The following is a 12,293-nucleotide window of genomic DNA, read 5'->3' on the forward strand; positions in this document are numbered from 1 at the left end:
ACGCGTCAGCGCGGGCAGGCCGCCCAGGTCTGGCCCGCGTCGGTGCTGCACTCGCTGGTGCTGGTGCCATCGGCCAGCGTGCGGCTGCGCACCCAGGGGCCGCTGCTGGACTTTTCCAGCGTGACGCGCAGGCCGGTGTCGTCGGTGACGCGCTTGAACCAGCTGTCGGTGTCCACACGCACCGCCTCGTCGAAGCCGATGCCGCTGGCGGCGATGCGCTGGATCACGCGGCCGAAGTCGAGTTCGCCGCTGCGGCCCTGCAGATGGTGCCAGTCCTGCAGCGCCTGGTACTCGGCCTGGGCGCTGCCGAAGCGCAGGTTGGCGTCGTGGCTCACCCGGCCCACGGTGCTGTGGGTGTCGTAGTGGCGCTGCCGGGGCACGCCCGGCGTGGCATGGCGCTCACCCAGGCAGGCCAGCGGATCGGCCTCGCGCACGGGGTCGTCGTAGACCACCGCCAGCGCGTAGCTGGTGCCGCCCTGGGCCTGCGACACGGTCTCGTCCAGCGCACACAGGTAGTCGGCCTGGTTGCTGTCGAAGTTGTAGGCCGTGCGCGTGGTGGTCAGCGTGGCTGCGCCCCAGGGCGCCCTGTCCTCCCGCCGCAACGACATCACCTGCCTCACCTGGCCCAGGCTGTCGTCCAGCGCCACCCACTCGCTGACGTAGCCCGCCGGGCGCCAGACCGAGGCGTTGCGGTACCACCGGTCGGCCCGGTCGTACACGGTGTGGGTGCCGCGGCCGCGGTAGACCTCGGCCCGCACGAAGGTGGCGTCGGGGTACCGCGCCTGCAGCTGCTGCTGGTAGGCGTAGCCGGCCTTCAGGCCCTTGACGATGTCGAGCGCCAGCGCATGGCTGGGCGCGTCCTGCGTCTGGATGAAGTCGGCGTGGATGCGCGCCTCCGACAGGTTGTGGCGGCGCACCAGATCGCCCATCACCGAGCGGATCTCCTGCATCAGCCCCTCGCGCAGGGCCTGGTTCTGGCGCAGCTGATCGCAGCTGCCCAGGCCGGGGGCCGAGGCCGTCAGCCGGCTGCGCACCTGGTCCCAGATGGCGGTGGTCAGCGGCGTGACGTTCAGCACCTGATCCTCGCCCAGCGGCTGCAGTCGCGGGGCCATGGCCATCTGGTAGGCGGCCTGCACCGGGCCGCTGTCCTCGTCCACCGCGCCCACCGGCACGTCGACATACAGCGTGGCGTAGGGCAGGCAGGCGCGCTGGGCCTCGGTGAGTTCCAGCTGGTAGGCGCCGGCGGCCTGCGACACGGCCGCAGGCTCGTCGGCATCGCGCTGGTGGTTGCCGTTCACGTCCAGCCACACGGTGGCGCCGCGCACATAGCCGTCGATGACCTTGCCCGTCTGCACGCTGCGGGCACCGGTTCCGGGGTTGCCACCGGGGGCCGAGGCCGGTGGTGTCGGCGTGGTGGGTGTGGTGGGCGTGGTCGGTGTCGGCGGCGTAGTGGACGCCGTGCGGTCGCCCTCGCCACCGCCACCTCCCCCGCAGGCCACCAGCGCCCCGGTCAGCGACAGTGCCGCCCCCACGCGGATCCACCGCGCCACTCCCCAACGAACTGCTTTGGTCGTACGCAAGAAAACTCCCCAGTCTGATGCGACGAAAAGCGGCGGAGTGTAGGTGCGCCAGGGGCCGGCGGTACGCAGTGTTACCACCGAGTCAGAGGTCTTGCATTTGAAGTGTGCGGCCGACTGTTTGTACAGTCGGCGCGACGGGCCGGCACCGGCCGCCGCCAAGGAGACCACCATGCTCGACCACATGACCTTCCGCGTCAGCGACATCCAGCGCGCCAAGGCCTTCTACGGCGCCGCGCTGGCGCCGCTGGGCTACACGCTGTGCTACGAAGGCCACCACGGCGTGCACATCGTGGGCTTCGCGTATCCCGACCCGGCCGAGCGCGATGGCCGCAAGGCCGATGTGTGGTTCGTCGACGGGCCGTCGCCCTATGGCGGCGCGCCGGCCACCACGGCCTGCCACCTGGCCTGGAAGGCGGCCAGCCGCGCGCAGGTGGACGCGTTCCACCAGGCCGCCATCGCAGCCGGCGGGCGCGACAACGGCCCGCCGGGCCTGCGCCCCGAGTACCACCCGCACTACTACGGCGCCTTCGTCATCGACCCCGAGGGCAACAACATCGAGGCCGTGTGCCATGCGCCAGCCTAGCCGGCGCGGCACGGCTCAGATCGCGTAGCGCACGGTCAGCGCCACGCTGCGCGGCGCCCCCGGCGCGTAGAAGGTCGAGCCGACCAGCGGCCGGTCGCCCTCGGCATTGGCCGGGAACGGCCGCGCCACGAAGTTGCCCTTGGCGTCGAAGCCGGTGGCGCCCAGCTGCGCGGCCGTGGCGTAGCGGCGGTCGAACAGGTTGTTGACCTGCAGACCCACGCGCAGGGCCGCCGTGGGCTGCCACGCCAGGCCGGCGTTGGCCAGGGCATAACCCGCGCTGCGGCCGGCCCCCAGGTAGTAGGTGCCGTCGGGCTGGTGCGCGTTGTTCTCGTTGCCGCGCGCATACGCGCCGGACATCGCGACCACGTCCACGCTGGCCGTCCAGCCGGCGGCGATGGGTGCCTCGGCAAACAGCTTGAGCTGCCGGCGCGGCGTCAGCGGGATGCGGTGGCCGGGCTGCACGGTGATCGTGCCATCCACGCCGGGCAGGCCCTCGTCCACGGCCTCGTTGTTGCTGCTGTTGCCGGCGCCGCCCAGCACCTCGGTGCTGCGGAAGGTGGCGTCCAGCAGCGTGAGCTGGGCGCCCACGCTGGCACCCTGCCAGCCCGGCACGCCGGCGCTGAAGCCGGCTTCCAGGCCCTGGCGGCGGGTCTTGCCGAAGTTCTTGAAGTAGCCGAAGCCCGCGGCGTTGTCGGCCACGAACAGGATGTCGTCCTTGTTGTCGGCGCGGAACACGCCCACGTTCCAGCTCAGGCCCGCGGCGGTGCGGCCGCGCAGCCCGGCTTCCAGGTTGGTGGTCACCACCTGTCGCAGTGGCGGATCGCCGGCCATGCTGTTGGGCAGCTTGCAGGGGCTGTCGGGATCGGCGCAACCCAGCTCGATGGCCGAGGGCGCGCGGCTGCCCTGGTTGGCACCGGCGTACAGCGTGACGGCCGGCGTGGCGGCCCAGGTCAGGCCCAGCGCCGGGTTGACGCGGGCGAACACATGGTCGCCGTTCAGCGAGCCGGTGCCGCCCTGGGGCTGCAGTTCGTCCAGCGTGTGCACCACGGAGCGGTTGTAGCGGGCGGCCAGCGTCAGGTGGGTGCGCGGGTTCAGGGCCACGGTGTCGCTGGCGTACACGCTGCTGGTGTGGCTGCGCGAGCGCAGCCGCACCTGGGTGTCGAAGGGCTCGCCATCGATGTCGCCGCCGCTCAGGCCGTCGGCGAAGGCGCCCACGCCGGTGACGGTGCGGTCGGCATTCAGGTAGCCCAGTTCGGACAGTTGGTGGAAGCTGATGCGGCTGCGCTCGTGGGCCGCGCCCAGCACCCAGCGGTGGGTGCCCACCGGGCCGGCCACCTCACCGGCCAGCTGGGCCGACAGGCCCCACTGCGCCTGGTGCGTGCTGCCGCGCGTGATCAGGCCATTGCACTTCTCGGCCGGCTCGTCGTTCTGCAGCGCCTGGGCGATGCAGCGCCACTTCGGGAACGGCGTGTTGGCGGCGGTGGCGCCGCTGGCGGGGTAGCCGCTGTAGCCGGCGGCGGCCAGGGCCGCCTGGTCGGCGGCGCTGGGCTGGTAGACCGACTGGTCCAGCGAATCCTCGTTGATGTCGGCGTTCAGCGCGCGGGTGCGCACGGTGCGCGCATGCAGCTGGGTGGTCAGGCGCAGGTGGTCCGACAGCGCGGTGGTGGCCGCCAGGTTCACCAGCGCCGAGCGGTTGCGCGTGGTGTCGGGGCGGGTGTAGACGCTGCGGTGGTCGGCATCCAGCAGGCGCTGCTCCTGCAGGCCGTTGCCGTTCATGCGCGTCTCGGCCAGCGCGGCGCTCAGCGTGAAGTCGGTGGCGCCGCGGCGCAGGCCCAGCTTGCCGAAAACCTGGCCCACACGGCTGGCCGAGTCGGTGCGCCAGCCCTGGGTCTGCTCCTGCTGGCCGGCCAGGTACCAGTGCATCTCGCCACCGGCCTGGTGGCCGCCATGCTCGAAGCCCAGGCTGGCGCGACCGTGGCTGCCGGCGCCGGCATGCAGCACGGTGCCGGCGTGGCGCAGGCCATCCTTGGTCTGCAGCGCCAGCGCGCCGCCCAGCGTGTTCAACCCGAACAGCGGGTTGGCGCCGGGCATCAGCACGGCCTGCGCGATGGCGTTCTTCGGGATCAGGTCCCAGCTCACCACGTCGCCGAAGGGCTGGTTCAGGCGCAGGCCATCCAGATAGACCGACAGGCCCTGCGCCGTGCCCAGCAGCGGCGAGGCGGTGAAGCCGCGGTAGTTCACATCGGCCTGGAAGGGGTTGCCCTGCACGTCGTTGAGGTACACGCCGCCCAGGCGCCGGTTCAGCGTGGTGGCCAGGTCGGCATCGCCGCCTTGCGACAGCGCGTCGGCGCGCAGCACCTGCACCGGCGCGGGCACCTGGTCGCGGGCGATCTCCAGCCCCGGCAGCGGCGCGGGGGCGATCACCTCCACGCGCTGCGTGGGGGCCGAGGCGGAGGGCTGGGCCAGCGCGGCGCCGGCGGCCAGGGCCAGCGCGGCAGCGGCCACGGGACGCAGGGCCAGGTTGGTTGAGCGGGTGAGGCAGGCAAGGCGGCGCACGAACAGGTCTCCGAATCGTTGTGTGTCAGGGCGAAAGAATCGCCCCGAGGGTGCGCAGGTTTCGCGCCAGAACGACTGGGAAAACTTCCCGATGCGGATCGGGGTTGGCCCTCAGGGCACGAACAGCCGGTGCTGCTGGGCGTAGCGCAGCAGCTCCACGGCGGTGGCCACGCCCAGGCGCTGGCGGATCTGCGTCTGGTGGTTGCTGACCGTCTTGGGGCTCAGGTGCAGGCGCTCGGCGATCTGCTCGATGCCCAGGCCCTCCACCAGGCCGCGCAGCACGTCGAACTCGCGCACGCTCAGCGCCATGTGCGGCGGCTGGGCGGCGGGCGTCTCGGCACTGCCGGCGATGTCGGCCGAGCACACGCCCACCTCGCCGGCCGCCACGCGGCGCAGCGCGGCCACCAGTTCGTCGGGCTCGCTGCTCTTGGTGACGAAGCCATGCGCGCCGGCCTTCAGCGCCTGGGCCACCATGGCCGGGCTGTCGTGCATGCTGAACACCAGCACGCGCAGCACCGGCCAGCGCAGGCCGATGCGGCGCAGCAGATCCAGCCCGCTGCGGCCGGGCATCGACAGGTCCAGCACCACCAGGTCCACCGCCGGCGGGCGGGCATCGGCCATGCGCTGCAGCTGCGCGAAGGCGGCATCGCCATCGCCGCATTCCGCCACCACCGCAAAGCCGGGTTCCAGGTCGAGCAGGCGGCGGTAGCCGGCGCGCACGATGGCATGGTCGTCGACCAGCATCACGCGCACCGGCGTGGTGGCGGGATGAGTGGCTGTCGGGTTCATGGGGCGGCGTCGTTCACGGCCTGCCAGTGTGCCTGCAGCGTGGTGGCCAGGCGCAGGCCCGGCCGCGCTGCGCCGGGGCTGGCCGGGCCCAGCTGCAGATCGCCGCCCTGCGCCCACACCCGCTCGCGCAGGCCGGCGATGCCGTTGCCACGCGCGGCCGCATCGCCCAGCTGCGCGTCGGGCAGGCCGCGGCCGTCGTCGCTGACCTGCCAGTCGATCTGCAGCGGCGCACCGGCCATGGCCGCGCCGGTGAAGCCCAGGCACAGCTCGGCCTGCGCGGCCTGGGCATGGCGCATCACGTTGGTCAGCGCCTCCTGGCTGATGCGGTACAGCGCCAGTGCCAGCGGCCGCGGCAGGCCCAGCCCGGCCAGCGGGGCCAGGGCCGGTGGCGCCTCGGCCCAGGGCTGCCGGTCGTCGGCGCGCCAGCGCCACACCAGGCGCAACTGCGCGCGCGCCTCGCGCCCCGGCGCCTGCCAGGCGGCCACCAGGCCCTGCACCAACGCCTGCAGCCGCGGCATCGGCTCGGGCTGGCCGGCATCGCTGGCGCCAAAGGGCTGCAGCTGGCCGAGCAGCGCGCGCACATCGCGCTGGATGGCCTGGCCGTGCTCGGCGATGCCGGCCACCACCGGCTGCAAGGTGGCGTCGCCCTGCAGGCGGCGCATCAGCCAGGCGGCATCGGCCCGCAGCGCGGTCAGGCGCTGGCCGAATTCATCATGCAGGTCGCGCGCCAGGCGCATGCGCTCGTCCTCCTGCAGCGTGAGCACCTGCTGGCTCAGGCGGCGGCGCCGCGCCTGCTCGTCGTCCAGCGCCTGGGCCAGGTGGCGCAGCGCAGCAGCCAGGGCCTCCAGTTCGCGGATGGGCATGGCCGGCAGCGCCCGCACGGCGCGGGTGTCATGCCCCTCGATGGCCCCGATGGCGCCCAGCAGGCGGCCCAGCGGGCGCAGGGCATGGTGCAGGTTGGCCCGCATGGCCAGCAGCAGCGCCACCACGGCCAGCAGCAGCAGGCCCAGCATGCCGGCCAGGCTGACCAGGGCCTCGCGCCGCTCGCTCTCGTGCGAGGCGGTCAGCGAGACGATCCAGCGCCGCCCCTCCTGGCGCGGCACGGCCCAGGCCACGCGGCGCTCGTCCACCGGCCCGTCCAGCCAGCGGTGCAGGCGCAGCGCCAGTTCCAGCGGCCAGGCGGCGCGCGGCTCGGGCTGCGGCGCCAGCAGCACCTGGCCGCCCTCGTCGGCCACCTGCAGCACCAGGTGGCGCAGGCGGTGGGCGCTCTGCACGCGGCGCAGCAGGGCCAGGGCCTGGGCGTCGTCGTGTGCCGGCAGGTGCGCCAGCTGGGCCACGGTGTCGGCCAGGGCCATCGCGGCATCCACCTCGTCGGCCATGTCGTCGGCCATGCGCGCCAGGCCCAGCAGCAGGGCCAGCAGCAGCACGGCGGCGGCCACACCGGCCGAGCGGCGCATCAGCAGGCGCGGCAGGTCCAGCGGCGGCGGCGCGGCGGCCGCCGCGGCCGTGGACGCGTTGGACGGGGTGGATTCGGACGGGAGCGGCGGCGCCATGGCGGCGATTGTCGGCCGGGTGCTGCCCGGGGGCGCCGCCGCGCGAACGCTCAACCGTGGTACAGCCGCTGTTCCGCCACGAGACGCATCAGGCTGAAGTCGCTGGGGGCGTCGAGCTTGCGGCGCACGCTGGACATGGTGCCGTGGATGGCCTGGTGGCTGAGCTGCAGCGCGCGGCCGATCGACGTGACGGTGAGGCCGTCGGTGGCCATGCGCAGCACCTCGTACTCGCGCGGGGTCAGCCCGGCCAGCGGGCCGCGGGTCATGGGCTGGCCGGCATCGAGCCAGGTGCGCAGCACGGCCGGCGGGAACACCCGGCGTCCCGAGGCCACGCCGCGCACGGCCGGCAGCAGCGCGCCGGCCTCGCACTCGTGCGGCATCCAGCCCATGGCGCCGGCCTGCAGCGCCAGTGAGGCGTCACACGGGCCGGTGGCCGCTGCAGACGCCGGGCCGCCCAGCAGCAGCACGCGCGCCTGCGGCGCCTGGCGGCGCAGCGCACCCACCAGGCCGGCGGCGGTGGTGGCCCCGGCCAGCGGCAGAGCCGCCAGCACCACGTCCACGCCCTGCAGGCGCAGCGGCTCGCAGGCGCGGTCCAGGCTCTCGGCTTCGGCCAGCACGCGCAGGTCGGGCGCGCCGGAAATCCGGCGCCGGAACGACGCGCGCAGCTCGGCCGACTCGATGGCCAACATCACGTGGATCATGGGGGGCTCTCCGGGGGATTTCGGGGCACAGGGCCCAGCCGCTCTGCAAAGGCCGTTCCTGCCCCCCGGTGTGACACCGCGCGGTGCCCCGTGCTCAGCGCCGGTTGGCGCGGATGCTGACCTCGACGCGCCGGTTGGGCAGCAGGCATTCCTCCAGATCGGACTGACGGCTGAAGCGCGCCTCGCAGCCCTGGATCTGCTGCTGGTCGCCGCGCGCGGCGGTCTCGATCAGCCTGGCATCGAGGCCCAGCCTGACCAGCAGGTCGCGCACGGTGGCTACGCGCTTTTCCGACAGCTGCTGGTTGTAGTCGGCCTGGCCGGTGCTGTTCAGGCGGTCGGCATGGCCCACCAGGCGGATGGCCTGCACATCCAGCTTCTGCTCACGCACCTGGGCCACCAGTTGTTCCAGCTGCAGCGTGCTGTAGGGGCGGATGTCGGCCGCGGTGTGCTTGTCGAAGTTGAACACCACCTGGGCGCCCAGTTGGAACTGCTGCACCACCACCGGCGGCGCGTCCTTCACCACCGGGACGGGCACCGGCACCGGCACCGGCACCGGCACCGGCACGGGCGCGGGCGCGGGCGGCGCCGGCGGCGGCACGCAGGCCTCGGCCAGCGCACGGGCCTCGCCGAGCAGGTCTTCGGCGATCTGCACATAGGGCTTGGCATGGCGCCAGCCCTGCTGCGCCTGCTCGTTGCCGGCATGCACCAGCTCCACCTCGGCGCAGGCGGTCTTGTGCTGCGCGCAGCGCCAGCCGGCATGGCCTGGCAGGGCCTTGGCTGCCGCCCAGAGGTCGGGGCGGATGGCCACGGCCTCGCCGACCAGCGGCGTGGCCATCGGCAGCGGCTGGGCGCCCTGCTCCATCGCCATCACCAGCTTCTCGCTCTCGGTCAGTGCGGCCTGCGGGAACGGGCCGCGGTCATTGCGCGTGTACTCGTGGAAGCTCACGTCCAGCCAGCACTGAGCCTTGCTGAGGTGGTAGTCGCGCACCGGCCGACCCTTGTCGTTCAGGCCCTTGATGCGCGCCTGCAGGCCCTCGTAGGCCCGCTGGTCGGCAGCAATCGCCACATCGCTGATGCGCTGCGGCGCGGGCGTGAGCTGGGTGGCCTGGGCCTGCACGGCGGCAGGCAGCAGGGCGGCGGCGGCCAGCGTGGCCAGGGGAAGGAGCTTCATCGGGGATGTCATCGGTCGAGACTCCGGTTGACCTCGTGGTCACGGCGCTTGAACAGGTTCTCGTCGAACTTGAAACGCAGGCGCACATAGGCGCCCGAGCGGGTGTACTCGTAGCCGGCCAGGTCGGCATCGCCGGCAAAGCCGGTGGCGTTGACGCCGGCGCTCAGCCAGAGGTTGGTGCGCAGCAGGTAGCCGGCCTCGACACCGAAGGCCGTCTGCCGCGCGCCGTGCTGGCCGATCTGGGCCGCGGCCATCGCGCCGATGTCCCAGCGCTCGGTGATGTCGTAGACGACACGGCCCGAGACCAATTGGGCACGGAAGCTGTCGCTCACGCCGGCCTCGAAGCGGTCGGTCTGCCACTTGCCCGCCACGCGGCCGGTGAACCACCACGGCCGCGTGGGATGCCAGTCGGCATGGGCCGAGGCGATCCAGGCGCGCGTGCGCAGTTCGCCCACCGTGGCATTGCTGGCATCGCGCTCGAGCTTGTGCTCGATGCGCGCCAGCGCATTAACGCGGTTGGTGTCGGTGTCGCGGTAGGCCAGGCCGATCTGGGCACGGTCCTGCAGCACGTCGCCACGCGCGGCGTAGTCGGTGCGCAGCAGGTAGTTGCGGCCCAGCAGCGTCCAGTCGCGGTCGAGCTTGCGCGCCACCGTCACCTGCCACAGCGTGGTGGTGAAGGCGTCGTTGTCGGCGGTGCCGGCCAGGTCGCCTGAGCGGCGCACTTCCAGCCGCGTGCCGGCACGCCACAGCGGGTGCGCCGTCCAGTCGAGCGCGCCGGCCACTGCCTGCGTCTTGGCGGTGCTGCCCGACAGCACGTTGACCTGCTCGTAGGCGCCGGTGGCCCGCCAGCCCTCGGCTATGTCCCAGCCCTGGCGCACGCCCGAGGCCAGTTGCAGGTCACGGCCCGACACCGCATCGCGCAGCCGGTACTCGCTGAACAGCTGCGTGTCCTTCAGGTAGGTGGACTCGACGCCGAAGGCGAAGGCCGAGGCCGAGCGCCCGGTGTCGGAGACGCCCGCCATCTGCACCCAGCCGCTCTGGCGCTCGTAGCGGCCGTACAGGCGCGTGCGCTCGGCCACCTGGTAATCGGCGCCCAGCGCCGCGCGGCGACGGCTGTCACCCGACACATCGGTCTCGACCTCGGCGCCCAGGCGCATCAGATCGGTGGCACGCCAGCCCAGGCCCAGGCGCACGGTGTCGCTGCTCAGCTGGGTGCCCGCGGCCAGACTGGTGGTGGCGGTGCTCAGGCCGCCCTGCGTGATGACCGGCAGGCCGCTGACCGGATCGAGCACCGCCGCGCCATAGCCCAGTGCACCGCCGGCCGAGCCGGTGGCGATGCTGCCGCTCAATCCGGACGTCAGGCCGAACGGCGAGGTGAGCACGCCGTTGCCATGCGTGCCCACGGTCTCGCGCGCGCTGCGCAGGCTGGCATCGAGCGTGAGGCGCTCGCTGGCCAGCCAGCGCAGGCCCAGGCCGGCCTGGCTGCGGTCGCCGCCACCGGTGTTGCGGTCCTCGCTCTTGTAGCCTTCCACATAGGCCTTGAGCTCGGGCGTGAGCTTGATGCCCGCGATGCCGTAGGCCTCGCCACGGCCGCCGCTGAGCGGTGCGCCGGGGTTGTTGAAGGCCGGCGACGAGCGGCCGGCCGACAGGCGTGCCTCGGTGCGTTCGTCCTCGTGCGTGAACTCCAGGCGCGCGGCCTTGCCGGTCACTTCGCCCGTGCGGCCGGCCAGGCCCGGCGTGACGTTCTGGTTGGCCGGGTTGGTGTTGACGGTGCTGGTGCTCTGCGCCACTTCCACCACGGCCGCGGTGCGTGGGCCCATGCGCCAGGTGGCGTTGGCGCTGGCCAGGTCATAGGGGCTGAGCGGGTTGCGGTCCTTCACCAGCGAGCCGCCGACCTCGATCGCATCGGTCAGCTTCACCTGGGCGTCGCCGCCCACGGTCCAGTACGGGTCGCCGCCCTGGTCCACCTCGTAGCTGACGCGCAGCGACACGGGGTTCAGGCTGTCGTCCACCGCCGGCAGGAACTGGCTGAGCAGGATGCGGCCCGAGAAGGGCTCGAAGCTGTAGTCGATCAGCCGCGCAAGTGCGCGCACGCTGACGATGCGCGCCGGCTGGGCGCGGTCACGCACTACCACCTCGACCTTTTCGCTGCCCTCCACCACCGCGCTGTTGCGCAGGCCGTAGGGGCCCGAGCCCTGGCTGGAGAACTCCTCCACCACGTTGCGCAGCGTGTCCTGGAACACGAACAGGTTGCCGACCACGCGGCCCTCTTCGTGGTGCAGGCGCACGCCGGTGGCGGTGCGGTTCCAGGCGCCCAGGCTGCGCGCCTTCAGCGAGGCCACGTTGCCCTGGCCGATGGGTTGCGAGAAGCCGTCGCCGGTGGCGAAGTCACCGTACAGCGCGTAGCTCTTGGCCTGGTCGACGCGCACGAACAGGCGGCTGCCCGAGCGCGCGTCCACACTGCGCAGCGAGGCATCGCCATAGACCGGGTAATACTCGTCGGGCCGGATGTCGCGCAGCAGGCGCGCGCGGGTGTCCTTGTCGGAGTCGTAGCCGGCGGTCAGCAAAAGGTCGCCACGGATCGTGCCCTTCAGGAAGAAGGCCGTGCGCGCGCCGATGTTGGCCTTGCCGCCGCTGAACTCGCGCGCCCAGGACTGGATCTCGCGCTCGAAGGCGTCGCCCTGGCGCACCGGCGTCAGCACCGCGTGGTTGCGGAAGTTGACGATGCCTTCCACCAGGCCGGCGGCCACCATCTGGCGCAGCTCGGGCACGAAGCTGATGGTGCCCGCCGCCTCGTGATCGCCGGCGCTGACGCGCACGCGCACATCCTGCGCAGTAGCGGGGGCCAGCAGCGTGAAGGTGGCCACGCCGCCCGTCACCTTGAGCTGTACGCCGGGTACCGTGCGGTCGGCATCCAGGCCACGCGGGCCGGCCTCGTCGGTGTGCGCGCCGGGCAGCAGCACGCGGCCGCCCGAATGCTCGAGGGTGGCGAAGGCCTCGCCCACCAGCGGCTGGCCCTTGGCATCAAAGAGGCGCACGGTGAGCTGCACCGGGCTCTGGCCATCGGCCGGCACACCGTCGCGATCCACTTCGACCACGATGCGCTGCACGCCGGCATTGGCCGCGTAGTTGACGCCGGCGCGCTCACCGCGGAACAGCACGCCGGGCTGGGCGTCCTGGCCGGGGATCTGCGGGAAGAGGCGCGCATCGCCGGCCGACAGCGGGGTGTAGCGCACATCGGTGGGCGAGCCCGCCGGCGGTGCGCTGCCAGCACTCGACTGGGCCTGCGCCCAGGGCGTGTTCAGGCCCAGCACGGCGGCCGCGGCACAGGCCAGCGGACACATGGCCCAGCGACCGGCC

8 protein-coding genes are annotated in these 12,293 nt (G+C 73.0%); 1 reads left to right on the forward strand and 7 read right to left on the reverse strand.

The features are described from left to right. Positions 1-5: 5 nt before the first annotated feature. Positions 6-1,550: a hypothetical protein gene (locus tag AACH10_RS03750; RefSeq protein WP_341409014.1), complete on the reverse strand. Its 1,545-nt coding sequence runs from the start codon at positions 1,548-1,550 to the stop codon at positions 6-8. A 199-nt stretch (positions 1,551-1,749) separates the two neighbouring features. Between AACH10_RS03750 and AACH10_RS03755 the strand changes: the two genes are divergently transcribed. Next, positions 1,750-2,163 (forward strand): VOC family protein, encoded by a 414-nt coding sequence (locus AACH10_RS03755; protein ID WP_341409015.1) that lies wholly within the window; start codon positions 1,750-1,752, stop codon positions 2,161-2,163. Between the two features lie 15 nt (positions 2,164-2,178). Here the strand turns inward: AACH10_RS03755 and AACH10_RS03760 are convergent, their stop codons facing one another. From AACH10_RS03760 to AACH10_RS03785, 6 genes are all read right to left on the reverse strand, one after another. Next, positions 2,179-4,719, reverse strand: coding sequence for a TonB-dependent receptor (locus AACH10_RS03760; RefSeq protein WP_341409016.1), 2,541 nt, complete (start codon positions 4,717-4,719; stop codon positions 2,179-2,181). A gap of 111 nt (positions 4,720-4,830) precedes the next feature. Further along, a complete protein-coding gene (locus tag AACH10_RS03765; RefSeq protein ID WP_341409017.1) occupies positions 4,831-5,508 on the reverse strand; it encodes a response regulator transcription factor in 678 nt (225 codons plus the stop codon). After that, positions 5,505-7,061, reverse strand: a complete 1,557-nt coding sequence (locus AACH10_RS03770; protein WP_341409018.1) for a sensor histidine kinase — start codon at positions 7,059-7,061, stop codon at positions 5,505-5,507. Before AACH10_RS03770 ends, AACH10_RS03765 begins: the two co-directional genes overlap by 4 nt. Positions 7,062-7,111: 50 nt before the next feature. Beyond that, on the reverse strand, positions 7,112-7,762 hold the full coding sequence (locus AACH10_RS03775) for a LuxR C-terminal-related transcriptional regulator (protein ID WP_341409019.1): 651 nt from the start codon (positions 7,760-7,762) through the stop codon (positions 7,112-7,114). Between the two features lie 94 nt (positions 7,763-7,856). After that, positions 7,857-8,933, reverse strand: coding sequence for an OmpA family protein (locus AACH10_RS03780; RefSeq protein WP_341409020.1), 1,077 nt, complete (start codon positions 8,931-8,933; stop codon positions 7,857-7,859). A gap of 8 nt (positions 8,934-8,941) precedes the next feature. Beyond that, positions 8,942-12,277, reverse strand: coding sequence for a hypothetical protein (locus tag AACH10_RS03785; RefSeq protein WP_341409021.1), 3,336 nt, complete (start codon positions 12,275-12,277; stop codon positions 8,942-8,944). Positions 12,278-12,293 lie beyond the last annotated feature (16 nt).

The sequence above is a fragment of the Pseudaquabacterium inlustre genome (assembly GCF_038066595.1).
In the GTDB taxonomy this organism is placed as follows: Bacteria; Pseudomonadota; Gammaproteobacteria; order Burkholderiales; family Burkholderiaceae_C; genus Pseudaquabacterium; species Pseudaquabacterium inlustre.